Source organism: Lutimaribacter degradans, from assembly GCF_023703375.1.
In the GTDB taxonomy this organism is placed as follows: Bacteria; Pseudomonadota; Alphaproteobacteria; order Rhodobacterales; family Rhodobacteraceae; genus Lutimaribacter; species Lutimaribacter degradans.
In genome coordinates, this window is the sequence record NZ_JAMQGO010000001.1 from 790,245 (window position 1) to 814,640 (window position 24,396).

Consider the following 24,396-nt stretch of genomic DNA (forward strand, 5'->3'; position numbering starts at 1 on the left):
CCAAACGCGGCGCCCTCCCCGCTTGATCCGGTTTACCTGCCCGACAGCCCGCTGGCGTGGCTGCGCCGGGCACGGGGCTAAGCCCATGCGCCTGGCCCCCCTTCTCGCGCTGCCGCCCATCGCCCTCGGACTTGCTGCGGCCGCCTGGATGATCGCATCGGCCCCCGGACCCGCACAGGTTGACGGGGCAGCACCGGCCCTGCCCGTCCGGGTGATGACCGTCGCGGCAGAGGATATCCGCCCCACCGCCACCGTCTGGGGAAACCTGCGCGCCGCTGACACGTGGATCGCCGTGGCCGAGGTGCAGGGCGAGGTGGTCTGGCGCCATCCCGATCTTGAGCCGGGTCGCCTGATCCCGGCGGGGACCGAAGTGCTGCGCATCGACCCAACCGATTACGAGCTGGCCCTGGCCCAGGCCGAGGCTGACCTGGACGCCCTTGCTGCCGAAGACGCGCAATTGCGTGCCGAGGCTGACAATACCGGCCGTATTCTTGATCTTGAGCGCGCGCGGTTGGCGTTGGCCGAGGCCGACCTGGACCGCACACGCAACCTGGCCGAACAGGGCACCGTTCCGCAGGCCCGCGCCGACGAGGCCGAACGCGCGACCCTTTTGTCCCGCCGCACGGTGACGGAACTGGAAAACACGTTGGCCCTGATCCCGTCGCGCGCCGCGCGGATAACGGCGCAAATCGCGCGGACCCAAGCGGCCATAGACCGCGCGCGCCGGTCGCTTGACCGCACCGCGCTGCGTACCCCGTTCGACCTGCGCGTGACCGAGGTATCCGCCGAACAATTCCAGAATGTCGCGCCCGGACGGGTTCTGATCCGGGCCGACGGTATCGCGCGGGCCGAGGTCGTCGCGCATCTGCCAATCGAAAACTTTCGCCGCCTCGTGGGCGATGTGCCCGGGGGTGTCACCCTTGCCGACATGATGCGCGACCTTCCCGTAACGCAGATCGCAGTAACGCTCAGCCCCCTGTCGGACCCCGCGCAACAATGGCCTGCCCGCGTGGCCCGGATCGAGGGCGGGCTGGATGCCCGCGCCCGTACTGTGCCTGTCGTTGTCACGGTCGATGACCCGTACGAGGGCGCGGACCCGCCCCGCCGTCTGCCGCTGGTGCCCAACATGCAGGTGCAGCTTTCCTTTTCGGGCGCGCCCCGGGCAGGTGCCATCGCGATCCCCGAGGCAGCACTGCATGGCACGATGGTGCGTGTGGCGGGCGAGGATGATCTGCTGGAATTGCGCCCCGTTACGGCCGGTTTTGCCAAAGAGGGTCGCGTCATCATCGCCGAGGGGCTGGCCCCCGGCGACCGCGTGGTGCTCGATGACATCGCCCCGGCCATCCCCGGCATGGCGCTGACGCCCGTCGAGGCCCCGGAATGATCCACTGGTTCACCGGCCACCCGACGGCGGGCAACCTTCTGCTGCTGTTGATCCTTGCCGCCGGCGTTTTTGCCGCACCGGGCCTCTTGCGCGAAACCTTCCCCGATTTCCGCGCGGTCGAGGCCGAGGTCACCGTGCCCTATCGCGGCGCCGCCGCCGAGGATGTGGAGGCCGCGATCTGCGCGCCGCTCTGGGACGGGGTTCAGGTGGTCGAGGGGCTGGAGACACTGACCTGCACCGCGCAGACCGGCCGCGCCCGCGCCGTGGCGACCATGGCCCCCGGCAATGACGCGCTGCGTTTTGTCAATTCGCTGCGCACCGAAGTGTCGGCCATCGACAGCTTTCCCGACCGTGCTGACCCGGCCATCGTGCGTGAATTGCACCGCTCCGATCCGGTCACGTCGGTCGCCATCTCGGGCGAACTGCCGCTGGGCGAACTTGATCGCTACGCCGACGACCTGGCCGACCGGCTGACCGCCCTGCCCGGTGTCGCCACCGTAACCCGCGGGGGCCTTGGCACAAGGACGCTGTCAATCACGGCGGATCGTGCTGTTCTCGACAGTCACGGGCTGACCGCCGCCGCCCTGGCCACGGCCATCGCAGCACAAAATATCGACCTGCCCACCGGCACACTGGAGGGGCCGGGTGCTGACATCACGCTGCGCTTCACCGCCGAACGCGACACGGCCACAGCGCTTGCCACGATCCCCGTGCTCGTCCTGCCGAATGGCGCGACCCTGACGCTGGGCGACGTGGCGGTGATCGAGGAACGCTTCGAGCCGCCGCAGGACCGCGCCTTTGTCGATGGCACACCCGCCATCTTGATCGACGTGTCCAAGGCGCTTGATGCCGACGCGCTGCGCGTGCTCGACGGGGTCGCGGCGCTGGTGGCCGGGGAAACGGCCCGCCTGCCCGACACGATCACGGTCGAAGTGGTGCAGGATGTGACCTCCATCATCCGCGACCGGCTGTTGATGCTGGTGCAAAACGGGGTGATTGGCCTTGTTCTGGTCGTCGCCGTGATGAGCCTGTTCTTCCGCCCCGGTTTCGCGATCTGGGCCGCGATGGGGCTGCCCGTGGCCTTTGCCGGCGCCTTCGTCTGGATGGGGTTGACCGGGCTAAGCCTGAACATGATGACGCTCGTGGCGCTTTTGATGGCGATCGGGATCGTGATGGACGATTCCATCGTGATCGCGGATTCCATCGCGGTGCATGCCGCCAAGCGGGCTACGGTGGAGAGCGTGGCCGCGGGCGTCGCCGCCGTGGCGCCTGGCGTGATCTCCTCCTTCCTGACGACGCTGGCGGTATTCTTGCCTCTGGCCTTTCTGGCGGGCGAGCTGGGCGCGGTGCTGGAGGTTCTGCCGGTTGTCCTTCTGGCCGCACTTGCCGCCTCGTTGATCGAGGCGTTCCTGATCCTGCCCCACCACCTGAAAGGCGGGATGAAGGAAGCCGCTCCGTCACGGTTTCGCGTTCGTTTCGATACAGGGTTCGATGCCCTGCGCGAGCGTGGCGTCGGTCGTCTGGCCGATTTCGCGATCCGCTGGCGCTGGCTGGTCGCGGGGCTGGCCATCGGCGCGCTGATCTTGACCGTGGGCGCCCTTGGTGGCGGCGTGGTCAAGCGCGAGGCGATGCCCGAGATCGACGGCGACGTGCTGGAGGCGCGGATCCTGCTGCCCGCGGGCACACCGCTGGCGCGCACCACAGAGGCGGTCGCGCAGGTCGAAGAGGCGCTCGACCGCGTGAACGCCCGCCTGACCCCCGACCAACCCGAAGCGCAACCGCTTGTCATCCGCCGCATCACCCGGCTGGGCCGCAACCTTTCCGCCGGCGAGACCGGCGCCCATGTCGCCACCGTGGCGGTGGACCTTCTGGGGGCCGAAACGCGCAGCAGCACACTGGACGACATCGCGACGCTGTGGCGCGCGGAAATCGGCCCCCTGCCCGGCGTCACCTCGCTGATCCTGACCGAGCCGGGGATCGGCCCGCAGGGCATCGCGGTGGAACTGCGCCTGGCCCATCCCGACCTTGCCACGCTGGAAGAGGCGGGCCGCGCCACGCTGGCCGAGTTGGAGAGCTATGCAGGCGTGCGAAACGCGATCCTCGACCTGCGCCCGGGCGCGCCCGAGCTGCGGCTGAACCTGTCGCCGGGCGCCGAGGCGCTGGGGCTGACCGCCACGGATGTGGCCGGGCAGTTGCGCGCGGCCTTTCTTGGCACGCAATTGTCGGAAATCCGGCGCGGCGACCTGGCGTGGGATCTGGAGGTGCGACTGGCCGATGGTGACCGTGCCGCCCGCGCCGACCTGAGCGCCTTGGAAATCGCCCTGCCCGGTGGCGACACCGTGCCGCTGGCGAGCATCGCGACCATCGCCGAGGCGCGCGGATGGGGCAGTATCACGCGGCGGAATGGTTTGCGTACGCTGACCATATCGGCGGATGTCGACGGGCGGGTCGGCAATGCCGACGCGATCACGGCACGGCTGGCAGCCGGTTTTCTGCCCGATCTGGCGGCGGCCACCCCTGGCCTCACGCATGAAATCGGCGGGCAAGCCGCCAATTCGGCGGAAACCGTCGGCTCGATCTTGCGTGGCTTCCTGATCGGGTTGGTGGGCATCTACCTTGTTCTCAGCTTCCAGTTCCGCAGCTATGTCGAGCCGCTGATCGTGATGATCACCATACCGCTGGCATTCCTGGGGGTTATCTGGGGTCACGTCCTGATGGGCTACAACATTTCCATGCCATCGCTGGTAGGTGCGGCCTCGCTGGCGGGAATCGTGGTAAACAACGCGATCCTGCTGGTGGGTGTCATCAATACCCGACGCGCCGACGGTCTGTCGGCCGCGCACGCCGCCGGCGAGGCCGTACGCGCCCGGTTCCGCCCGATCTTCGTATCGGTTTCGACCACGATCATGGGCATGGCGCCCCTGTTGCTGGAAACATCGACCCAGGCGCAATCGCTGAAGCCGCTGGTGATGTCGGTCGTTTTCGGGCTGCTGGCGGCCACCGTGCTGATCCTGCTGGTCTTGCCCGCGTTCTATGCGGCGCTGGAGGATATCCGGCCGCGAAAACCGGCCAACGCCACGGGCCCTGAACACCACTGATCCGGGCCGCTTTCCCGCGGGGGGTGTCGAACCGTCACCCGATCATCAGAGGTGCAACCGCACCGGCGAAACAAGCCCCCCTTGCCTGGGGATGGTATGCGCCGACCGTTCGAACCTTCATGCTGGACAGAGTGGCGCAAGCGCCTGGCAATGAACGGTTCACGCGCGCGGAACATGCGCGCCTATGGTGAAGATCACTTGGGCAGTCTAAGCAAGGCCGCTGCCGCAAGCGCGTGTTCCTTTTGGTGAAAGTCGCCCCGGAAGGTGTCATCATCCCTGACCTCCCAAATACCGTTTCTTTCAATCACCCGAACCCTGTCGGGCTGCGCCGAAGGGTCTTCGGTAGGACCGGATGAAACCTCGGCGCCTTGCGCCGGCCCGAAAGCCTCTCCGGTCACTTTCGGTTCGTTGGGCCGCGTTGCAGAAGGTTCGTCAAGGAGCATGATCTCGCGAATGAACGCCTCTGCGTAATCATCGGTCTCGCGGTGGTCGTGTTCGTGCTGGACCATGTTCATCGGTTCCACGAACCTTTCCTTCAAATGGTTGATGAACCGGGGTTCGGTTCGGGCCATGTAGGCGATCAGGGCCTGCAATATCCTTTCATGGGCCAGCACCCGCCGTTCCAGGTCGGTCTGCTCGGCTGCCGTCTTGGACTTGTTTTCGACAGGTTTCATGGTTTTTCATCCTCCATGTTTTGGAAATGCGACCCCGGATGGCAGGTGTTCACGCGATTGCACGTTGGCTATCGCCTGCGGACGGTGCCGATCATCCGGTTTATTCATCATCCGGGCCGGGGGCGTTTACTGACGCAGGTTAGGATGTTGCAAAACATAAAGGCGTATTCCGCCAGAAAGGCGTCTTGATCGGAACCGTGTGAAACGGCACGTCATCGGTTCGCCTGCCTGCTGACAGCCCAGATGATCACGAGCGCGGAAAATGACAAGAACAGTATGGCGGTCGCCTCGATAAGAATGTTGACCGGCGCCATTTCCTTGCCCTGCAAGACCACCAGGCGTCCGACCGCGGTGATGGCAATGAAAATCGGATAGACGAAAACGGAATTGTGCCTGGCATAGTAAACCGAGACCATGCCGATCACTTCGAGATACAGAAACATCAACAGGATATCGGCCAGAAGGATCGTCCCCAGCCGATATATGGCCACTATTTCAAAGGCGACTGCAACAAGCGTCATGACCACGATGACCACAAGAAGCAGCCGTTCGATCATGTGGAACAGGCCCAGGGCAAACAGCCTTTCGCTGCGCCCTGCCCCGTTGTTTGAGCGCTGGTCGCCGCCCATCTCGATTCCTGTTGCACCCTGCGGGCCTTTCGAGCGCCCCTTGTTCATGAACATGGATTGCCCCATTTCCCCTATCTGACCGGCTCGTCCGGTGCCGACGCATTGCTGCCATTGCCCAGCGTGGTGGGATCACCGAACGCGCTGGGTTCGGTCCGCATTCCACGAAGAAATCCGAAAAGGTCGCTATCCGTCGTCAAAACGAGTGTCGTGCCATCGCCGATCATGTCGTCATTGGCCTGCATGGTCCGCGTGAAGTCATAGAACTCCATGGAAACCGCATCGACATCGAGGCGCCCGCGCAGTTCTCGGCCGCATAGCCCTCGGCCTCGTTGAACGACGCCAGAACGGGTTGGGGCGGATTGATGTTTTTCAACTGCACCTGGTCGATGCCGATCCTCATCGCGTATTTCGTGGTCAGTTCCTGCATCTTGAGCAAGACTTCGCGCTCGATTTCCTGACGGCCGACGGTGATGACCTCGTCAACCGTTCTTTCCCCTACCACCGCGCGCATGACGGATTCGGACACGTAGCGCAGGGTTACGCTCGGCTCGCGCACTTCGAAGAGAAGTTTGCGGGGTTCAGAAATCCGGGATTGCATGGCCCGTTCCACCAGCGCGGCGTCAAGATCGGCTGTGACGATCTCGGACTCGCGGCGCCCGTCCGTGGGGCTTTGGTAGGGATCGGTGGCACCCGGTGTCGTGAAACCGAACTCTTGTTTGAACTGGCGTTTGACCGGCACCTGCGTGGTTGCGTCGATCCCGATGGGATTCTTGAAATGCAATCCGGGCGGCACTTCCGCCGAGTATTTTCCGAAACGCTGCACGATGGCGACGTAATCACTGGGCACCGTGGAATAGGAAGACCAAGCCCCAACGGCCACAAGCGCGATCAAAAGCCCGAACACCACCCGCTTCACCTGCGGCGAACCGCCTGGCAGCATTTCGTTCAACCCAGCGCGACCGCGCCCAGGAATTGCGTGGATCTCGGGCGGGCCGCGTTTGTGCTGTTGTTTCCAAGGCCCGGCATCGCCGGGTCCATTGTCATCGGATGGCATTGACCGTTCCCCTTCTCGGTGTCGTCAGGTGACGCGTCGCGGGCCGTTGCGGCTGATGGCGCGATGGGCTTTGCGTTATCCAGTCAGGTTGCGACCGGCATGCCTTCGTTCTCGGCAGCCCTGACCGATGCCTCGTATTGACGGGTCTTGGTTGATTTCCCGAGCCCCCGCACATCGTCCCCGTCAGGTGCATTGAATGCACCGGAATAGATGTGCCTTATCTGCGCCGCGCTGAAACCGTCGGCCTGCATCACCAGCAAGACGAGCGGATCGCCAAGCATCTCTTCAAGAAAAGTATCTGTCAGCGCCTTTCCCGTCGCCGTGTCCCTTGCGCGTGCCCGGTCGAGGTCGGCAAGCGAGACGGCCAACACCCTGGCAAGCCCGGGATGTGTTTCCCGCGTATGGAGCTTCATGAAAACCGAGGCTTTCCATGCCTCCGGGTCCAGCCGACCGGGGGGGGCACATTGTTCGGTGTCGATCTCGTAGGCGCCCGCGGGAAGCATTTCGTCGAACCCCGGCACGCTGAAGGGATGTTCGAATGTGGCAATCGTGGTCTTGGTCAGGGTCATTGGTGGTTTCCTTTGATGTCGCGCGTGTCGGGCTGTTGTCTTGCGCGGCGAATGCGCCCTGCCATGCCATGGCTGTTCGCAGGGCAAGAGGCCGCGCCGCGGGGTGCCCGATGCTCAGAGATCCAGTTCTTGCAGGCAGGCCCGGGCAATATCGCGATCCGGGGCATCGCTTCCGGGCATCGTCGCCCAGCCGGCCTCCATCAGGGCGTCGCGCCTTTTATAGGCCGAGACGGCGCGTATCGTTTCAAGCTTTTCCGCGCGCGCCGGGTCTGACCGCGCCATGTCGAGGCAGACAGGCACCATCGAGGCAACGACATCGTCATGCGACATGGACATTGCCCTGTCATGCGCGGTGCTGCCGGTTACCCAGCCGCCCCAGGTGAAGCCGACAATGCCGACAAAGGCGGCGCCGATCAGCGCACCGTAAATGCCCGGCGCGAGCCATTCGGGAGTGTTCATTTCAAGTCCTCCAGCGGGAAAAAGCGCCGCCTCGCTTTAATGTGTCGGGTCGTGTGCGTGCCTGGTTCCATGTGGTCAGCACGCCAGGGGTCTGGTCGTGGTCGTGACGCGAAACCAATGTCTTGGGGTCGTCGTGGCGCTCTGTTCGATGCTTGACAGTCGCGATCGCAGAGATCCCGCGTCACCGCCGCCACCGGGCCGATCAAACGATTACGCTCTTGTACACCGGCGTGGCCTTTCGGGTGCTGACGCAGGTTAGCCCACTTGAAACGCGGTGGCGGCACCGCCCGTTCGCAGGCCGTGGAATCAACGCCACCCGATATGCGCGGCGACGCTAACCTTTGTCAGTGTCGAGGTGCTGCAACTCGGATAGGCAATAAAAGTCCGCCGAGTGTGTGGCGGCACATTGTTCCGAGTGGCCAAGAAACATGTCGGCTTTCTGATACCCCAAAGGCCGCCATGTTTCCTGGTTTCGGACCGTCCATGAAAGGACATTTCAAATGACTGTCGAACAAGAAAACACCGCCGAACAGATGAAATCCGTCAAGGCCAACTGGGACAAGGCGCCCTCGGGCCCGAAGAAGGACGCGGCACTGAAACATTACCAGGCCGCCGAAAAGGCCCACAAGGCCAATGACGACGCCGAGACGAACAAGGAACTCAACGCGGCGCGCGAAAAACTTTCGTGACCTGCTGCGGATGATCGGTCGCCCCTCGCCACGCGGGGGGCGGCACACGCTATTTCAAGAGCGGGCCCGACTGATCGAGATAGGCCGGGTCGAACTCGGCCAACTTCACAAGGCCATCGAAGTCTTCAAAGGTAACGTGACCATCCCGAAAGGTCACCAGCCCCGCTTCGCGAAGCTGCCGCAACACGCGGTTGACGTGAACGGCGCTCAACCCCAGCGCATCCGCCAAATGGTACTGCGTCAACGGGCAATCGTACCCCTGCTTGTCGCCCAGCCCCACCAAGCTAAGCCGCGCGCCCATTTCCAGCAGGAAATGCGCCATGCGCGCGTCCGCGTCGCGCCGACCGATTCCGACCAGATGCTCCACGACCATCGCCTCGTCCCGCGACGCGGCCCATAAAATGGCCGTCGCAAGACGCGGTGCGCGCGCGAAAGTATCCAGAAGATCGCTTGTCAGCACCTCGGTGGCCTTGATATCCACGATGGGCTCGAAACTGTGGTCCGAGGTGCGCAACAGGACGCTACGCAACCCAAGGAAATCGCCGGGCACCTGGAAATCCACGATCTGGCGCGTTCCGTCGGGTTGAATCTTGTAGGAACAGACCCACCCCGCCGACAGGATATAGCTGGCCCGTTCCGCTTGCCCCTGGTGCACCATGTCACGCCCCGCCTTGAAGGTACGGCAGCGTCCGTGCAGACGTGCAAGCACAGCAAGCTCGACCTCTGACAACGCGACAAAGGTCGAAAGCTTGCGGGTCAGCGGGTCGTTTGCCACGTTGTTCATGGGCCCCCTCGTAGTGCTGGCAGTTCCATGTACAGGCAATACCGAGAAACTCTCGTCGGATGACTGCTTTAGATCAGTGCATTGTAACACATTTGCTGACACAAGTGGCCAATCACACGGCGCACCACGGCTATGCACGCCAATTTGCAGCGAGGAATATCCACGATGCCCAATCCGACAGACCATTCAGGCATGGCCGCACTTTCGATTTGCGAAGCGCTTTTGCTGGCGCTGAACGATCATGACGTGCTGCCCGAGCACGAGATCATGGGCGTTCTCCGCGATGCGGCGGAAACCCACGAGAAAACCACTGGCCCCGACGCCGAAACCCACCGCGCCGTGGCCGAACTCATCAACCGGATCATCTCTGGCGGCAACTCTGTCCGCAGGCCATGATCCAATTTCCCTCTACAAAGGACCAGCGCTTGCCTTCCAAACCTGCTCTCTCATCGCCCCAGCCACTAGGCCAGACCGCCCGAACCGCCCCTCAGGATCAGGAACTGGCCCAGAACGCGCCGCAACAACAGCCGGCCACGGGCGCATTGTCTGCCGGCGAAACCGAAGCAACGCAGGACAGCCCCCCGCTGCGCGCGGCCGACTGGACGCGCACGCTGGCGCAGTATCGCCAGCCGCTTCCCGCCCGCAGCATTTTCGAACTTGTCGTCACCTTCGTGCCCTTCGTCGCGATTTGGGCGGTGGCCTGGTGGATGCTGTCGATCAGCACCCTGCTGGCCATGGTCCTGGCGTTTGCGAACGCGGCCTTCCTGGTTCGGCTGTTCATCATCCAGCACGATTGCGGGCACGGCTCGCTGTTCCGCGACCGGCGCCTTTGCGACTGGATAGGCCGCGGGCTGGGTATCCTGACGCTGACGCCTTATGACGTCTGGCGCAGAACCCACTCGATTCACCATTCCACCACCGGCAACCTCGACCGGCGCGGCGTCGGGGATGTCCCGACCCTGACGGTCCGGGAATACCGCGAAAAGGGATGGATCGGCCGGGCGCTTTATCGCCTTCTGCGCCATCCGGTCTTCATGTTCGGGGTGGTGCCGTTCTACCTGTTTTTCCTTCAGCACCGATTGCCGGTCTACCTGATGCGGTCCGGTTGGCGCTACTGGCTAAGCGCGATGGCGACGAATGCCGCCATCGCCCTGGTCCTCGGGGTGATCGTCTGGCTGGGCGGTTGGGATGTCCTGCTGTTCGTGTTCCTGCCGACGATGCTTCTGGCCGCGATCGCCGGCACGTGGTTCTTCTACGTCCAACACCAGTTCGAGGAAACAAGCTGGCAGCACGAGGATGAGTGGAACATCCAGGATGCGGCCCTTCACGGCAGTTCGCATTACGACCTGCCCGGTATCCTGCGTTGGATCACCGGCAATATCGGCGTCCACCACGTGCATCACCTGGCCAGTCGAATCCCGTTCTACCGTCTCGGCGAGGTGGTCAGGGACCACGACCTGCTGGCGCAATCCAAGCGTATAACCCTTTGGGAAAGTTTCCGCTGCGCGCGCCTGCACCTGTGGGACGAAAAGCGCGGCAAGCTCTTGTCATTCGCCGAGGCGCGGACGCTTTACGCCTGAACCGCCCGCTGATCTGGGTCAGCGCCGCTTTCGCGTAAACGGCTATGGTCGACAAACCCTCCCGAGGCCAGGTGCGTCTTTCGGTCTGCCCAAAAGCCCGATCGCAGCGCCTTGCTGTCCATGATGAAGGAACACACCATGACCGCATCGACAAGCTACGCGCCGCACGACCCAAAGTTCGAGCAATTCCTCTACGCCCCGGTGGGTGAAGACCGCGGAGGTAGCACGGTCAGCGTGATGTCCGTGCTTGCACGGTTGAAACTTGATCCCTGGGAGGAGGCCGCCGACCTGGCCGCGTTAAGCCGGGACGCCGCAGAACAACGGCTGGATCAATTACTGGCGCGCTGCCGCGACGTGCCCGCGCTTGGGCAGGATCATCAGGCCGTCGCCCAGAGCCTGGCTTCGTTGCTGCCCAAGGGGCGCGTGCGACCCCGGCCAACCACCGACGCCCCGGACAAGCCACGCACGATACCCTGGAGCATCGTCCTGACCATCCTGGCGGTGTTGTTCGTGCTGATCCAGCTTGGGGTCACGGGCGGGTCGGGAAGCGGCCAGTAACCAATAAGCGGCATGGAACCGGCCCAATGACTTGTATCTGCCAAAGGGCCGGGCGGCCGCTCAATCGCGATGATTGCCCTAGGCCGGATCGGTCTCGGTGACCGGCGTCTGCTGGTGCAGGATCCGCTGCCATTTTCCTTGGTCATTCAGGTAGGATGATGTGCAATACGCCTCGTAAATCGGCTGGCCGTCCCGCTCGGCCGAAACGCGATAGGCCAGAACGCCGATGTCCTTTTCCTGATTGAAGCACCGTTCGGAAAATTCGACTGTCCGCCACCGCTGTGCCACCAGGCCTTCGCGCCATATCTGGTCGCCCCGCAAGATGCCTACCGGGTAGGGAAAGACAAAGACGGCCCCCTTGGCCGTCATCGTGCGCGCGCTGTCGGCGCCCTGTATCCAGAACTTTTCTTCCATTTCCCAAAGCGTGTCTTCGGTTGACATGACAGGTCACCTTTCATTTGAAATTCTTGCGTTTCTTCACCCCTGCCGCATTGCGGCAAGAGGGCACAAGGGCATCGTCAACGATGTTGCGACCGTATGCCCATGGTCGTTTTCGGCAGGCCAATTGAAACACTGTATCACATCGCACACGGCCCGCCGCTAATCTCGATCAAATGGCACATGCAGGCCCGTGCGAATAAAGCACCGTGCCGCCGCCGGCCGGTCATCCGGTCACCAGCCCATCGCCCACCACGATTTGCCTGCGACAGAGCGATGCGATCTTTTCATCATGTGTCGAGATCAGGAAAGTCGTGCCCTCGTCGCGGTTTATCTCGGCGATCAGTTCCATCACCTGCATGGCCGACTCGCGGTCAAGGTTGCCGGTTGGCTCATCCGCCAGCACCAGTTCGGGCTGATTCATCAGGGCGCGGGCCACCGCCACGCGCTGTTTTTGCCCGCCCGACAGGTTGGCCGACGGAAAGTTCACCCGGTTCTCCAGCCCCATCCGCACCAAAAGGTCACGCCCCCGCGCGCGTGCCGTTGCCGTCTCGCGCCCCTCGCGCACCGCCGTCGGGAAGATCACGTTTTCCAGCGCCGTGAAATCGGGCAGAAGATTGTGAAACTGGAAGACGAATCCGATATGGCGGTTGCGAAACTCGGTCAGCGCGCGGTCCTCGGCCGCCACCAGGTCCTGCCCCAGCATGGTATAGCTACCCGATGTCGGCTTCATCAGCGTGCCCAGAATGGTCAAAAGCGTGCTCTTGCCCGACCCCGAGGGGCCAAGAAGGGCTGCCATCTCGCCTTCCGCAAGCGTCAGGGACAGGCCGCGCAGCACACGGGTTGCGGCCTCGCCCGTGCCGAAGGTCTTGTAAAGACCGGAAACCTCCAACAGCGCGGTCATTGGCCGATCGCCGTAACCGGGTCGACCCGCGCCGCCGATCGCGCGGGCAGGATCGATGCGAGGATTGCCCCGATCACCGTCAGCGTGATGGCCAACCCGTAAGAGCCTTGAGTTATGTCCATAGGTAGCGTGCCCGCCTCGAACGCGTCGCGCGACGGGAAGGGCAATAGTGCCAGGTATCCCAGCGCCGCACCCGACAGCCCGCCCATCAAGCCCACCAAGGCACCCTGGGTCACGAAGACAAAGATGACAAAGCCCCGTCCCGCACCCATCGCTCGCATGATCCCGATTTCGGGGCGGCGGCGATAGGTCGAAAGCAAAAGCGCCGAGGCGACCCCGATCACGATGGTGACAAGCGCAAAGGATTTCAGGAAATACCCGGTCTGTGCCTGGGCATCGAGTGCCTCCATCAACTGTTCGGCACCATCGGTCCAGGGCACGGCATCCAGCCCCGTCAGCGCCGCGATGCGCAGCGCGGTGGCATCGGCGGCATTCAGGTCGGTCAGCTTTATCTCGATCCGCGTCACGCCCTGTGGCAAGGCAAACAGCGTGCGGGCGGTGGGCAGGCTGACATAGACGCTGCTGCCGTCGATCATGCCGTTGCCGGTGTCGTAAATTCCCCCGACCGTCAGCACCGCCAAGGCCCCGGTGGACGATTGCAGCCGGACCGTCTGCCCCAGCCTGAGCGACAGCTCGTCGGCCAGTGTTTCGCCCAGCACGATCACCCCCGAGCCAACCCTTTCCGACCCTTCGACCATGTAGCCCCGCAGGTTCAGGATCGCGGATTCGCGGCCCGGCTCCAGCCCGGTCACGCTGACCTGTTCGACCTGCGCACCGCGCGCAAGGAACCCTGCCCCGCTGATCTGGGGCGATACGGCGACGACCCCGGGCACGGCCTCGATCAGGGGGATATAGGTTGCCGCCTCGGACAGGGTGGCGGTTCGCAAGCGGCCACGCTCGATGGCCGCCAGCACGTGCCCGTCACCGCCCACCAGCACGGCCGGGTCCGGGTCTTCGGCCTCGATCGTGACATGGCTGATGTCGCCCACGGTGCGCGACAGGATGAACTCGGCCAACCCCCCGATAAGCGCCGACATGAAGATGAAGATGAACACCCCCACCGCGACGCCAAGCACCAAAAGCGCGGTCTGCGCCTTGCTTGCGGTCAAGTAGCGGGTGGCGATCTTCAGCGCATACAGCATCAGGGGCCCGCGACCTTTACCGCCTGCCCATCGCTCAACCTCGCGGCGTCGGTGATCAGCATGTCGCCGGGTGCCAGCCCCTCGGTCACGATCAGCCGCGCGGCGGGCCAGTCCATCACGGTCACGGGGCGGCGCGTGGCGGTGTCGTCAACCACGACAAAGACCGCGTCGCCATCTATGGCAGACCGTGGCGCGGTGATGGCAGACTCCTGCTGGTCCACGATTATGTTTGTTGTCACGGTCAGCCCGACAGGCGCGCGCACCGGCGTGTCAAAGGACAGCTCGACCGCCAGACCGCCGGTGCCGGCATCGACCCGCTGCGACACGAAGCTGACCCGCCCCGCGCGCGACTTGACCTCGCCCGCCAGTTGCAGAACGGCGGGTTGGCCCACGGCGATCTGGGTTGCATAGACCTCGTCCACATCGGTTTCGACGATCAGTTGATCGAGGTCGGCGACCGTCATCAAGACAGTCGCGGCGTCGATGGTCTGGCCCGGCTCGACGTTCAGCGAAAGGACCGTGCCCGACATCGGTGCGCGCATCGTGTGGTTGTCCAGCTGCACCTGCGCCTGATCGACCTGCGCGGTGGCGCGGGCCACCTCTTGTGCGGCAGTCAACAGCGCTCGTTCGGCTGCATCGCGCTCGGTGCGCGCAATGTTGGCACCCAGTGCCTCGGCGCGTTCCAACGCGTCGCGCGCCCGCGCCTCGGCCACCAGCGCCGCGTCGAGCCCGGCCACCGCCTGCCGGAGGATGGTTTGCTGGCTGGCCGCGTCGATCCGGGCCAGAACCTCGTCTTGCTCAACGGCGTCGCCCTCGGCAACCGGAAGATCGCGCAAGCTGCCCCCCACAAGCGCGCGAATATCTACGGAATGCAGCGCCGCGATGCGCCCGTTGACCGCCAGAACTCGGGTTGCAGGCCCCGGCTCGACGGTTTCCACCATGACGGGGACAGGCGCATTTGACCACGGTTGGAAATAGAGGCCGACCCCGCCCGCGATGATAAGGGCAAATGCCATCGCCCAGGGCCAGATACGCCGCCGCTCTCGGGCCGGTGCGCCAGGGGATTGAGCCGATGGGCGCAGCGCCGGCAGGCCGGACCCGTCTGGTGCCGGCGTGACCGGGTCTTTGGGCTGGCTCTCTTTCGCGTCCATCAAGTTTCCATCACCCCCAGTTCGGGCGGCTTCCGCTTGTCCAGAATGGCAAGCGGGCGCCCCATGTCAAAGTCATACGTATTCGGAGGGACATAAACCCTGATCTGGGTCAGATGGGCACGCGCATTTCAATTGATTGCCATGTAATTCAGCGGATGCCGGGGCGAAACCGTGTTTCGCGGTGCCGTGCCTTGGGGCGCGGTATGCACCCGGCACGCATGGAACGTGCCGGGTGCAAGGCCAACTGGCGCCGTGGCCGGTTATTTAACCAGCGGCGGCGGCTTCGCCCGGTTTTCGCGGAACAAGGGCGCGCACCAGGTCGCGCATGTGCAGCACGCCGATCTGTTGCCCGTTCCGCATCACGATGTAGTTCTTGGTCGTGTCACCCTCGGACAGCGCGATCACGTTTTCCAGCGTGTCGTCATGATCGACCTCGCCGCCGACATTGTCGGGCCTCTCGCTTGTCTTTTGCATCACCGACCGAACCCGCAACACCCGCGCGCGGTTGATATCGCCCACGAAGGCTTCGATGTACGGGTCTTTCGGGTGCAGCAAGATGTTCTGCGGCTCGCCCTGCTGGACGACGTAGCCATCTTTCAGGATCACCAGATGGTCGGCCAGCTTCAGCGCCTCGTCAAGATCGTGGGTGATGAAGACCACGGTCTTTGCCAATTCGTCCTGCAGCTCGATCAACAGGTCTTGCATATCGGTCCTGATCAACGGGTCCAGCGCCGAAAACGCCTCGTCCATCAGCATGATGTCGGAGTTCGAGGTCAACGCGCGCGCGATGCCGACACGTTGCTGCATCCCGCCCGAAAGCTGTGCAGGGTATTGATCGGCCTGTCCTTCAAGGCCGACGCGATCAAGCCACTTCGTCGCCTCCTCGGCATAGGCGCGCTTGCTTTTGCCTTCGATCGTCCAGGACATGCCCGCGTTCTCCAGCACCGTCCGGTGCGGCAGAAGCGCGAACTTTTGAAAGACCATCGACATTTCTTTCTGGCGCAACCTTCGAAGGCGTCGCTCGTTATAGTCGAGGATGTTCTCGCCGTTCACATAAACCTCGCCGGCGGTCGGCTCGATCAGCCGGTTGAGGTGGCGGATCAGGGTCGATTTCCCCGAGCCGGACAACCCCATGATCACCGTCGTCTTGCCCGCCGGCATGTCGATATTGATGTCGTTCAGGCCGAGAACATGCCCCGTTTCGGCCTGAAGTTCCACCTTGCCCATGCCAGCGTGCACCTTTTCCAGCGCTTCCTGGGGGTTGCCGCCGAAAATCTTGTACAGGTTGCGTACCGAAATCTTGACATCATCACTCATGATTTCTGCTCCGCGTTGATCCGCGCCAGCGCGGCCTTGGTGACCCTGTCAAGAATGATCGCAAGCAGCACGATCCCCAGCCCGGACAGCAGCCCGACACCCAGTTCAAGGCTGCGGATACCGCGCAGCACCAGCACGCCAAGACCCGGCGCCGATACCAGCGAGGCGATAACGACCATCGCGAGGCTCATCATGATCGTCTGGTTCACACCTGCCATGATGTTCGGCAGGGCCAGCGGAATCTGGACACCGAAAAGTTTCTGCCGTGAGGTCATGCCAAAGGCATCGGCGGCCTCGATCACATCCTTGTCCACCAGCCGGATCCCAAGATCGGTCAAGCGCACCACGGGCACGATGGCGTAAAGGATGATCGCGATACCGTACAGCTTGGGCTCGGTCACCGAGAACAGGAAGATCAGCGGAATGAGGTAGACGAAAGGTGGCAGCGTCTGAAGCATGTCGAGTATGGGTATCAGCGATTTCTGAACCCGGTCATTGCGCGCCATGGCAATGCCTATGGGCACGCCCAGCAAAACGCAGATGAAGGCACAGACAAAGATGATCGCCAGCGTCTGCATGGTATGATCGTAAAAGTCTATGAAGGCGAGAAAGCTGAAACAGGCGGCAACCAGTGCAACCAGCTTGCCCGATCGGCCGACGCCCCAGGTAACAAGCATCAGGAGCGGGATCATCATCCACCAGGGCGCGGCCTGCATGATCCAGAGCGCGTTTTCCAGCGCCCAGCTCAGCGGTTGGGTCAGCGGATCGACAACCACCTTGAGGCTGTCCTTGATGTCCAGAAAGCCCCGTTCAAGCCCACGCGTCAGATCGCGCGATTGCGGGATCGTGTTGCAAGAGTCGTGCAAGGCATCGAGCGACGGAAAGGGCGTATCCCATAACGTGTCTTCCGTTTCTTCGCCTGCCTGCCCCATGAGGTCGGACATCGAACTGAGGCCGCCGCCCTCGTCTTCGCCGCACCAGCCACGCAGGCCAAGATTATCGAAAAGAAAATCGTAATTCGCCATCTTTCGCTTTCTCGTTTGCGGGTCGGACCGCCCTGTTCGTGCCGGGCTGAATGATCATCGCTCCTTGGACCCTTGGTTGCACCGTGACGAGGGAGAGGACGCGACCTCAAGATGGATAAGCGTGCATCCTGGCCGAGGGAAATGGCCCATCGTCACGCATGCCACGGTAATCGTGCATCACAACCGCTGGCCGGGATGGCGTGAAGCGGTTCAGGGGCGCCATTTGGCGCCCCTGTCGATGTCACGCCGGACCTGTCGTCACTGCTCCAGCAGGTTGGACAGGTTTGCGCGGGCGTCGTCGTTCAACCACTCGCTCCAGGTATCGGTATTGTTCTGGAGGTAGTAAACGGCGGCTTCTTCGGTCGATGCGTTGTTCGCATCCTGCCAGGCGAGAAGCTGGCTCATCTCGTCGGTCGTGAACGAGACGTTGCTGAAGAAATCGGCGATCTCGGGATGGCTGTCATGGTAATCCTTGGTCATGACAGTCAGGATCGGTGCGATCGGGAAGGCCGACGGCTGCGGGTCGGGGTTGTCGGCGTTCTGGTTGGCCGAATGGGCCGCTTCGTCGTATTCACCCAGGTCGACGCTGGTCATGTCGAATTTGCCCAGCGGCGTGGTCGGGCCCCAATAGTAACCGAACCAGGGTTCTTCGCTTTCATAGGCCGACGCCATCGAGGTTGCCAGCGTTTCGCCCGAACCGTGGTTGAACACCTCGATCCCGTTGCCTTCAAGATCGTAGGCGCGCGCCAGGTTGTCGCTGACGATCCGGCAGCCCCAGCCATCGGGGCAGTTGTTGAACATGCTGCCAACAAGCTCGGGGTTTTCGAGGATACCGTCGATGGTGGCCAGTTCGGGGTGTTCCTCGACCAGGTAGGTGGGAATCCACCAGCCTTCGACGCCGCCCGGGTTAAGCACGCTGGTCAGTTCAACGATCCGACCGTTTTCCTTCAGCTTTTCGTAGGCGTCGCCGGCCGAGTTGGGCCACATTTCAGGCACAACGTCGGGTTCGTTGTTCTCGGACAGCGAGGTGACCGCCGGGGTCGTGTCCGACGGTACCACCGTCACGTCGCACGAATAGCCCTGGGTCAGCAGGAAATCCGAGACCGCGACAACGATCTGCGCGGAGGCCCAGTTCATTTCGGCAATCGAGATTTCGCCGCAATCCTCGGCAGCGGCCGCGGCCATGGGCATGCTTGCTGCTAGTGCGGTTCCAAGTAGGTAACGTTTCATATCAAATCTCCCTTTCAGTGCTCGCCTCGAACCCGGGAAACCGGGGTCTTCAGGCGAAGCGGTCGCCGCCACGCAAAGCATGAAGGGTAAGTAGCAACCGATCGGTTGCCTCAATCCAAAGGGCGCGAGCGGCATTTGATGTGCAGAATCAAACAGGTTCAAAGGCAAAGTGCAACATGTTTGCCAAATGGCCGCTCCTGGGGATGTGGCCAACGGTTTTGCCAAGGCAGATCGCGGCCTGCACCGGGCGGCCTGAACCCGCCATGAAGACAGGGTATTGGCACGCTACGCCCACAAGCGCCCTCCGCGCCATGCAACGCCGCATGCATTTGGCGCCTCCAGCGAGTCTTGGCCCCCAGTGGAATTAAAAATCGCCATAACCTGGGTATGTGTGTCACGATTTCGTGATTATCATTCACGTTCATGTGATTGCTCACATCCTCAGCAACCCTGGGGTGTCACGGATTTGTGATTTAATGCTGTTTTTTGCATATATGCTATCAAAACGACTGTTGACAAACTTAATCGGCAGACACGTTTCGAAGCCGGCTATCGACACTCGAAGGGCCGCGCGACGACGCGACATGCGCAACCTCCAGAAGCCTTGAATTACCACAGCCCCAAGCATGTCGCCAAGCGCCGATTCCGACACGGCCCAGGTCTGCTCGCCCTGTAAAATAAGGGCTATAGCCCCTTTAATATATATGTTTTTTCATACTTCCGCCGCGCGACAAACAGGATACGGCCCACCTGAGAGCCTGGTTAGACTCGCGTTTCAGCATCCCCCTAAAATGTGATTTAGACCGGCTTTTTCCATGCCTTGCCTTGCAAAATTCGGCACCTGAAGGAACCCGGTTCACCAATTGCCAAAACCGGCGGCATCTCACTTTCGCCTACAATTTAACCTAAATGCGCCCATTTTAACTGTGGTAATACTCATGTACCTTGATCGTGGATTTTCTCGACTATTTCCGTGTGAGGACTTCTTAAAGACGAGTAACTGAAGGGGTGTCGTCATGATTTATCTACTTTTGCTGATGATACCACTCATCGGTTTGACGGCACTGGGGTCGGATGACCCCGAATCGGTCGATGATGATGAAGAGCCGGATGAAGACCCTGTTCCCGACGAAGACCCCGACCCCGGCCCTGTCGTCGACCCAAACCCCGATCCTGGCGTTGACCCTGACCCCGGTCCCGTCATTGATCCCACGCCTGACCCCGATCCGGTGGTCGATCCTGATCCTGATCCTGATCCCGACCCCGTGGTTGACCCCGACTCTGATGAAGACCCCGACCCCGCGTCCCCGATAACGCGCACGGGGCATTTCGTGTCGGAAGACCTTTTCGGCGCAAATGCGATCTACAGCGTCAACACCGATCAAGGCACGCCAACCGAAACGCTTGAAAGCTCGATCGAAGAGTTCGAGCTAGACACGTTCCGGTTTCCGGCGGGCCAGGCTGAGCCTGACGGAGTTGACGGCGAAGATTATCTCGACATCACGCAGTTGACCGAAGATGGCGAATTGCGCCCCGAGCTCACCGACTTCATGGACAATATCGAAGGGGGCGTGACACTCGTTCTCCCGGTAGTCGGAGCTTCGGTCGAAGAATACGGCGAAGGCATGTCGGAATGGGCCGAAAAGGTCATGAACGAGTACGGCGACAAGATCGACGCCTTTGAAATCGGCAACGAATACTGGGCGCGCATGGGCGAAACCGAGTATGGCCAGAAGGCCAATATCGCCATTCAAGAACTGGCCAGCGGCATTTCCGCGGCTGACGCGGGAGACCCCGACATCCTTGTGCAGATGGCCACGCCGACCGGCCAGTCAGAGTTCCACTCCAGCGTCGATGATCGTGGATACATGGACCGTCTGACAGACGCCAACAACACCATCATCGACCAGTTGGACGAAGATTCGCGCACGCAGGTCGACGGGGTGATCGAGCATTATTATTGGAACGACTTCGATTTTCCGTTCGACCACGATGCCGCTGAAAGGCGCCACATCGATGCCGATTACGAGGTATGGGAAGAGCGGTTCGAGCGTGAGCTTGATCTTTACATCACCGAATGGAACGTGAAGACCACCAACACGACGTGCAACGGCCTGCGCAGCCTGCCCATCATGACCGAGTTGGTGGAAAACATGGTCGAGATGGACGTTGACGTGGGCCATGTCTGGCCGATCAACCACAACACGATCAACGATATCGGTGGCAGTTTCGACGACCCCGAGATTGTGACAGACGACCAGGGCCGCGTGATCGAGAACGTGCGCGGCGCGATGTTCGACCTGATGTCAACCAACCTGCCCGGCAAGGAGCTTGTCGAGATCGAAACCGACGACCTGCCCGACTCCACCGACCTTGTGGCCTTTGAAGGTGACGGAGAGTTGATAATATACATCCGGAGCTATGTGTTCGATAAGAACGATTTTACCCTTGATGTCAGCGACCTGGTGGCTGACTTCCAGTCTGCAACAGGTGTGCAGGTCGGCTATGACCCGGACACGTCCGATGGCATGGCCTATGTTCCCGGTGAGGGAGTTCAGCCCTCGGCATCTATCGAGATCGACGGTGAACCCTATTACCTGACCGAGCATGACACGCAGGCCGAGTTGACCGACTACACTTATGACGACCCCCGGATCGATATCAGCCTGCGGCCCTTCGAGGTGCTGCAACTGACCATTCCAACGGCTTGAGCGTGTCGATTGCGCGCCGGGACGGGCCTGACACCTGGCATCCGGTCACGACAAAGGCATAGCGCGACCGCGCGAATTCCGGCCCGAACCGCGCGGACGCCTGTCACAACTTTGTAATCATTTCTTCGCATCAGCGATTCAAAACTGTCGCACCAGCTTTGCAATTTCCCCGTAGCCACCGCTGCAACACAAGGGGAATACGATGCTGGAGATCAAATCGCTGACAAAACGGTTCGGTGACAAAACCGCCGTCGACGCGGCCACCTTCACCGTGACCGAGCCGCAGATGATCGGCATCATCGGGCGATCGGGCGCTGGCAAATCGACGCTTTTGCGCATGCTCAACCGTCTGAACGATGCCAGCGACGGACAGATGCTTTACGAAGGCACCGAGGTCACGCGCCTCACCGGCACGGCCCGGCGCGCATGGCAAGCGCGTTGCGCGATGATCTTTCAGCAGTTCAACCTGGTGCCGCGAATGGACGTTGTATCCAACGTCTTGCATGGCACGCTGAACCGTCGCTCGACTTTTGCGACAATGTTCAACCTTTACCCGCAAGGCGATATCCACAAGGCGATCGAGATACTCGACCGGCTGGGCATCGCAGAGCAGGCCTCCAAGCGGGCCGAGGATCTGTCGGGTGGCCAACAGCAGCGCGTGGCCATCGCGCGGGCCCTGATGCAAGACCCGGCGATCATCCTCGCGGATGAGCCGATCGCCTCGCTTGACCCGATGAACGCCCAGATCGTTATGGATGCGCTGCGCCGCATCCACGAAGAAGACGGGCGCATGGTGATCGCCAATCTGCACACGCTGGATACCGCGCGGCGATACTGTGACCGGGTCATCGGCATGCGCGACGGGCGCATCGTGTTCGATGGCACGCCCGCGCAACTGACAACCGGTGTCGCGCGCGACATCTACGGTGCCGGCGCCGATTTTTCCGAGGCCGCTACCTCCACCGCAATCGAAACGCTGGGCAAGCAGGGCGATCTCGCACCGGCCTGATCCAGGGAAGCCTCCGCCACGGGGCGGAAAATCAACCTTTCATCGAACCCAATGGAGAGACTGATGAAAAAGACCATTGCACTGGCGCTCGCTACAACTGCCCTCGTGGGGGCCGCCCAAGCACAGGAAATAAGCGAATTCCGCATCGGTATCCTGGGCGGCGAGAACGCGCAGGACCGGATGACATCGAACGAATGTTTCCGCGCCAAGACAGAAGAACTGCTGGGCGTTCCCACCAAGCTTTTCACCCCGGCCGACTATGACGGCGTGATCCAGGGGCTGCTGGGCGGCACCATCGACATGGCCTGGCTGGGTGCATCGGCCTATGCCAAGGCGTACCTGACCGACCCCGAGTCGATCGAACCCATCATGGTCAAGACCAACATGGATGGCTCCTACGGCTACCATTCGATCGGTTTCGCGCGGGCCGATAGCGGCATCACCTCGCTGGCCGACATGGAAGGCAAGGTCTTTGCCTTCGGCGACCCCAACTCGACCAGCGGCTACCTGATCCCCTCGATCGAGATCCCCGGCGAAGTCAACGCCAGCATGGACTCGGGCGATTACTTTGGTGAGGTCAAGTTCGTCGGCGGGCATGAGCAGACCATCGTCGCCGTCTACAACGGCGATGTCGATGCCGGCGTGACATGGGCCGACGGCATGGGCGCATGGGAAGACGGCTATAACTCGGGCGCGCTGCGCAAGGCCAGCGATGCCGGCCTCGTCGACATGAACGAGCTGGTGGAGATCTGGAAATCCAAGCCGATCCCCGAGGGTCCGATCGTGCTGCGCAAGGACCTGCCCGAGCGCGTCAAGCTGGACATCACCACGCTGACTGCCTCGTTGCCCTACATGGATCCGGATTGCGCCTATAACTTCATGGCCGGTGATGCGCTCGGCTTCCAGCCGATCGACCACGATGCCTACACCTCGATCATCGAGGCGCGCAAGTCCAAGATGTAAGGCCGGATCACAGGCCATTTCACCCGGTCCCTGCAAGGGGGCCGGTTTTTTTTGCAGGGGATGACAGACATGACGGATGTTTCACTGGGCGGGGGCGGCACGACAGCCGATATCCAAAGCGCCTACATGGAGATGACCCACCGCAAACGCATGTATGGCGGTATCTTGCTGGTCGTTTTCGTCGCGCTCATGGCGTCGGGCTTCGTTGTCGCGGACGGGCGCAACGCCGGTGGTTTCTGGAACGGTATCACCAATGTCTTCGACTTCCCCTCCGAAGTGGTCGCGGAAGCGGCCGAAAACGGCGCGAATATTCCGGGCCTGATGGTGAATTACCTTCCCTCGCTGATCGAAACCCTGAATATCGCGGCGGCCTCGACGCTGATCGGGGCGCTGGCCGCCATCCTGCTTTCACTCTTGTCCACGCGCGGGCTGGCCCGCTGGCCGCGACTGACAGGGCTGTTTCGCCGGATGATGGATATTTCGCGCGCCGTGCCGGAAATCGTCATCGCGCTTGTGCTGATCTTCGTCCTTGGCGGCGGGCCGGTTCCGGCCATGATCGCTATCGCGATTCACACCGCCGGGGCGCTTGGCAAACTGTTTTCCGAGGTGAACGAGAACGCCTCTCTCAAGCCCGTCGAAGGGTTGGAATCGGTGGGCGCCACGTGGGGGCAGCGCATGGTCCTGGGCGTGATACCGCAGGTAGCACCGAATTACCTCAGCTATGCCTTGCTGCGTTTCGAGATCAACATCCGCGCCTCGGCCATCCTTGGTTTCGTCGGCTCGGGCGGGATTGGGTACGACCTCAAGAACGCCTTCAGCTGGGGCCAGGGCCGCTATGACGAGGTGGCTGCGATTTTCATCCTGCTGTTCCTGACCATCGTCGCGGTCGACCAGATTTCAAGCCACTACCGCAACCGCCTGACCGGGAGCCACTGACATGACAGCCACCCTCGCAGCCCCCGACATCT

At 62.3% G+C, this 24,396-nt stretch carries 24 protein-coding genes; 10 read left to right on the plus strand and 14 right to left on the minus strand.

The genetic code is table 11. From position 1 onward, the window contains the following. The first annotated feature begins 85 nt into the window (after window positions 1–85). Both M8744_RS03835 and M8744_RS03840 read left to right on the plus strand, forming a co-directional pair. Entirely contained in the window at window positions 86–1,384 is a 1,299-nt protein-coding gene (locus tag M8744_RS03835) for an efflux RND transporter periplasmic adaptor subunit (protein ID WP_251409664.1), read from the plus strand. After that, the gene (locus M8744_RS03840; protein ID WP_251409667.1) at window positions 1,381–4,482 is read left to right on the plus strand and encodes an efflux RND transporter permease subunit; all 3,102 of its coding nucleotides are present in this window, start codon (window positions 1,381–1,383) and stop codon (window positions 4,480–4,482) included. The genes M8744_RS03835 and M8744_RS03840 overlap by 4 nt, the downstream gene beginning before the upstream one ends. Window positions 4,483–4,676: 194 nt before the next feature. Here the strand turns inward: M8744_RS03840 and M8744_RS03845 are convergent, their stop codons facing one another. The 6 genes from M8744_RS03845 to M8744_RS03870 form a co-directional block, all read right to left on the minus strand. Then, window positions 4,677–5,156 carry a hypothetical protein gene (locus M8744_RS03845; protein WP_251409670.1) on the minus strand — a complete coding sequence of 160 codons (480 nt, stop codon included), beginning with the start codon at window positions 5,154–5,156 and terminating at the stop codon, window positions 4,677–4,679. A 212-nt stretch (window positions 5,157–5,368) separates the two neighbouring features. Then, complete coding sequence (locus M8744_RS03850) at window positions 5,369–5,839, minus strand: phosphate-starvation-inducible protein PsiE (protein WP_251409675.1); 471 nt, start codon at window positions 5,837–5,839, stop codon at window positions 5,369–5,371. 17 nt (window positions 5,840–5,856) lie between these two features. Continuing rightward, window positions 5,857–6,027, minus strand: a complete 171-nt coding sequence (locus tag M8744_RS03855; RefSeq protein WP_251409678.1) for a hypothetical protein — start codon at window positions 6,025–6,027, stop codon at window positions 5,857–5,859. Further along, window positions 6,006–6,839: a protease modulator HflK gene (hflK, locus tag M8744_RS03860; RefSeq protein WP_251409681.1), complete on the minus strand. Its 834-nt coding sequence runs from the start codon at window positions 6,837–6,839 to the stop codon at window positions 6,006–6,008. Before hflK ends, M8744_RS03855 begins: the two co-directional genes overlap by 22 nt. A gap of 83 nt (window positions 6,840–6,922) precedes the next feature. After that, window positions 6,923–7,408, minus strand: coding sequence for a hypothetical protein (locus tag M8744_RS03865; RefSeq protein ID WP_251409685.1), 486 nt, complete (start codon window positions 7,406–7,408; stop codon window positions 6,923–6,925). A gap of 114 nt (window positions 7,409–7,522) precedes the next feature. Then, on the minus strand, window positions 7,523–7,867 hold the full coding sequence (locus M8744_RS03870) for a hypothetical protein (protein ID WP_251409687.1): 345 nt from the start codon (window positions 7,865–7,867) through the stop codon (window positions 7,523–7,525). Window positions 7,868–8,367: 500 nt separating this feature from the next. Between M8744_RS03870 and M8744_RS03875 the strand changes: the two genes are divergently transcribed. Next, a complete protein-coding gene (locus M8744_RS03875) occupies window positions 8,368–8,556 on the plus strand; it encodes a hypothetical protein (RefSeq protein WP_251409690.1) in 189 nt (62 codons plus the stop codon). A 49-nt stretch (window positions 8,557–8,605) separates the two neighbouring features. Here M8744_RS03875 and M8744_RS03880 read toward each other — a convergent pair whose 3' ends face one another. After that, window positions 8,606–9,340, minus strand: coding sequence for a Crp/Fnr family transcriptional regulator (locus M8744_RS03880; protein ID WP_251409693.1), 735 nt, complete (start codon window positions 9,338–9,340; stop codon window positions 8,606–8,608). Between the two features lie 165 nt (window positions 9,341–9,505). Here M8744_RS03880 and M8744_RS03885 point away from each other — a divergent pair, with 165 nt between their 5' ends. The 3 genes from M8744_RS03885 to M8744_RS03895 all read left to right on the plus strand — a co-directional run bounded on the left by M8744_RS03885 (window position 9,506) and on the right by M8744_RS03895 (window position 11,478). Further along, window positions 9,506–9,736 (plus strand): hypothetical protein, encoded by a 231-nt coding sequence (locus M8744_RS03885; RefSeq protein ID WP_251409696.1) that lies wholly within the window; start codon window positions 9,506–9,508, stop codon window positions 9,734–9,736. Window positions 9,737–9,765: 29 nt separating this feature from the next. Beyond that, on the plus strand, window positions 9,766–10,920 hold the full coding sequence (locus M8744_RS03890) for a fatty acid desaturase (protein ID WP_434481342.1): 1,155 nt from the start codon (window positions 9,766–9,768) through the stop codon (window positions 10,918–10,920). A 138-nt stretch (window positions 10,921–11,058) separates the two neighbouring features. After that, complete coding sequence (locus M8744_RS03895; protein ID WP_251409699.1) at window positions 11,059–11,478, plus strand: hypothetical protein; 420 nt, start codon at window positions 11,059–11,061, stop codon at window positions 11,476–11,478. A gap of 78 nt (window positions 11,479–11,556) precedes the next feature. Here M8744_RS03895 and M8744_RS03900 read toward each other — a convergent pair whose 3' ends face one another. The 7 genes from M8744_RS03900 to M8744_RS03930 all read right to left on the minus strand — a co-directional run bounded on the left by M8744_RS03900 (window position 11,557) and on the right by M8744_RS03930 (window position 18,745). Next, window positions 11,557–11,919: a hypothetical protein gene (locus M8744_RS03900; RefSeq protein ID WP_251409701.1), complete on the minus strand. Its 363-nt coding sequence runs from the start codon at window positions 11,917–11,919 to the stop codon at window positions 11,557–11,559. A gap of 223 nt (window positions 11,920–12,142) precedes the next feature. Then, window positions 12,143–12,820 (minus strand): ABC transporter ATP-binding protein, encoded by a 678-nt coding sequence (locus tag M8744_RS03905; RefSeq protein ID WP_251409703.1) that lies wholly within the window; start codon window positions 12,818–12,820, stop codon window positions 12,143–12,145. Further along, window positions 12,817–14,022, minus strand: coding sequence for an ABC transporter permease (locus tag M8744_RS03910; protein WP_251409705.1), 1,206 nt, complete (start codon window positions 14,020–14,022; stop codon window positions 12,817–12,819). Before M8744_RS03910 ends, M8744_RS03905 begins: the two co-directional genes overlap by 4 nt. After that, window positions 14,022–15,173, minus strand: a complete 1,152-nt coding sequence (locus M8744_RS03915; protein WP_251409709.1) for an efflux RND transporter periplasmic adaptor subunit — start codon at window positions 15,171–15,173, stop codon at window positions 14,022–14,024. Before M8744_RS03915 ends, M8744_RS03910 begins: the two co-directional genes overlap by 1 nt. 264 nt (window positions 15,174–15,437) lie before the next feature. Further along, window positions 15,438–16,490, minus strand: a complete 1,053-nt coding sequence (locus M8744_RS03920) for a quaternary amine ABC transporter ATP-binding protein (protein WP_251409712.1) — start codon at window positions 16,488–16,490, stop codon at window positions 15,438–15,440. Then, window positions 16,487–17,515 (minus strand): ABC transporter permease, encoded by a 1,029-nt coding sequence (locus M8744_RS03925; protein ID WP_251409714.1) that lies wholly within the window; start codon window positions 17,513–17,515, stop codon window positions 16,487–16,489. Before M8744_RS03925 ends, M8744_RS03920 begins: the two co-directional genes overlap by 4 nt. Before the next feature lie 258 nt (window positions 17,516–17,773). Further along, window positions 17,774–18,745 (minus strand): ABC transporter substrate-binding protein, encoded by a 972-nt coding sequence (locus M8744_RS03930; protein WP_251409717.1) that lies wholly within the window; start codon window positions 18,743–18,745, stop codon window positions 17,774–17,776. 1,016 nt (window positions 18,746–19,761) lie between these two features. Between M8744_RS03930 and M8744_RS03935 the strand changes: the two genes are divergently transcribed. From M8744_RS03935 to phnE, 4 genes are all read left to right on the plus strand, one after another. Continuing rightward, complete coding sequence (locus tag M8744_RS03935; protein WP_251409720.1) at window positions 19,762–21,456, plus strand: hypothetical protein; 1,695 nt, start codon at window positions 19,762–19,764, stop codon at window positions 21,454–21,456. A 202-nt stretch (window positions 21,457–21,658) separates the two neighbouring features. After that, window positions 21,659–22,465, plus strand: a complete 807-nt coding sequence (phnC, locus tag M8744_RS03940; protein WP_251409723.1) for a phosphonate ABC transporter ATP-binding protein — start codon at window positions 21,659–21,661, stop codon at window positions 22,463–22,465. A 63-nt stretch (window positions 22,466–22,528) separates the two neighbouring features. After that, the gene (gene phnD / locus M8744_RS03945; RefSeq protein WP_251409726.1) at window positions 22,529–23,428 is read left to right on the plus strand and encodes a phosphonate ABC transporter substrate-binding protein; all 900 of its coding nucleotides are present in this window, start codon (window positions 22,529–22,531) and stop codon (window positions 23,426–23,428) included. A gap of 69 nt (window positions 23,429–23,497) precedes the next feature. After that, window positions 23,498–24,364 (plus strand): phosphonate ABC transporter, permease protein PhnE, encoded by an 867-nt coding sequence (gene phnE, locus M8744_RS03950; RefSeq protein ID WP_251409729.1) that lies wholly within the window; start codon window positions 23,498–23,500, stop codon window positions 24,362–24,364. Window positions 24,365–24,396 lie beyond the last annotated feature (32 nt).

Coding starts and splice junctions, on each gene's coding strand:
- M8744_RS03865 (WP_251409685.1), bottom strand. CDS start 7,408: ATGACCCTGACCAAGACCACGATTGCCACATTCGAACATCCCTTCAGC.
- M8744_RS03915 (WP_251409709.1), bottom strand. CDS start 15,173: ATGGACGCGAAAGAGAGCCAGCCCAAAGACCCGGTCACGCCGGCACCA.
- M8744_RS03835 (WP_251409664.1), top strand. CDS start 86: ATGCGCCTGGCCCCCCTTCTCGCGCTGCCGCCCATCGCCCTCGGACTT.
- M8744_RS03920 (WP_251409712.1), bottom strand. CDS start 16,490: ATGAGTGATGATGTCAAGATTTCGGTACGCAACCTGTACAAGATTTTC.
- phnD (WP_251409726.1), top strand. CDS start 22,529: ATGAAAAAGACCATTGCACTGGCGCTCGCTACAACTGCCCTCGTGGGG.
- M8744_RS03880 (WP_251409693.1), bottom strand. CDS start 9,340: ATGAACAACGTGGCAAACGACCCGCTGACCCGCAAGCTTTCGACCTTT.
- M8744_RS03850 (WP_251409675.1), bottom strand. CDS start 5,839: ATGTTCATGAACAAGGGGCGCTCGAAAGGCCCGCAGGGTGCAACAGGA.
- M8744_RS03885 (WP_251409696.1), top strand. CDS start 9,506: ATGCCCAATCCGACAGACCATTCAGGCATGGCCGCACTTTCGATTTGC.
- M8744_RS03935 (WP_251409720.1), top strand. CDS start 19,762: ATGATTTATCTACTTTTGCTGATGATACCACTCATCGGTTTGACGGCA.
- hflK (WP_251409681.1), bottom strand. CDS start 6,839: ATGCCATCCGATGACAATGGACCCGGCGATGCCGGGCCTTGGAAACAA.
- M8744_RS03900 (WP_251409701.1), bottom strand. CDS start 11,919: ATGTCAACCGAAGACACGCTTTGGGAAATGGAAGAAAAGTTCTGGATA.
- M8744_RS03875 (WP_251409690.1), top strand. CDS start 8,368: ATGACTGTCGAACAAGAAAACACCGCCGAACAGATGAAATCCGTCAAG.
- M8744_RS03855 (WP_251409678.1), bottom strand. CDS start 6,027: ATGCAGGCCAATGACGACATGATCGGCGATGGCACGACACTCGTTTTG.
- phnC (WP_251409723.1), top strand. CDS start 21,659: ATGCTGGAGATCAAATCGCTGACAAAACGGTTCGGTGACAAAACCGCC.
- M8744_RS03905 (WP_251409703.1), bottom strand. CDS start 12,820: ATGACCGCGCTGTTGGAGGTTTCCGGTCTTTACAAGACCTTCGGCACG.
- M8744_RS03925 (WP_251409714.1), bottom strand. CDS start 17,515: ATGGCGAATTACGATTTTCTTTTCGATAATCTTGGCCTGCGTGGCTGG.
- M8744_RS03845 (WP_251409670.1), bottom strand. CDS start 5,156: ATGAAACCTGTCGAAAACAAGTCCAAGACGGCAGCCGAGCAGACCGAC.
- M8744_RS03910 (WP_251409705.1), bottom strand. CDS start 14,022: ATGCTGTATGCGCTGAAGATCGCCACCCGCTACTTGACCGCAAGCAAG.
- M8744_RS03930 (WP_251409717.1), bottom strand. CDS start 18,745: ATGAAACGTTACCTACTTGGAACCGCACTAGCAGCAAGCATGCCCATG.
- M8744_RS03895 (WP_251409699.1), top strand. CDS start 11,059: ATGACCGCATCGACAAGCTACGCGCCGCACGACCCAAAGTTCGAGCAA.
- M8744_RS03870 (WP_251409687.1), bottom strand. CDS start 7,867: ATGAACACTCCCGAATGGCTCGCGCCGGGCATTTACGGTGCGCTGATC.
- phnE (WP_251409729.1), top strand. CDS start 23,498: ATGACGGATGTTTCACTGGGCGGGGGCGGCACGACAGCCGATATCCAA.
- M8744_RS03840 (WP_251409667.1), top strand. CDS start 1,381: ATGATCCACTGGTTCACCGGCCACCCGACGGCGGGCAACCTTCTGCTG.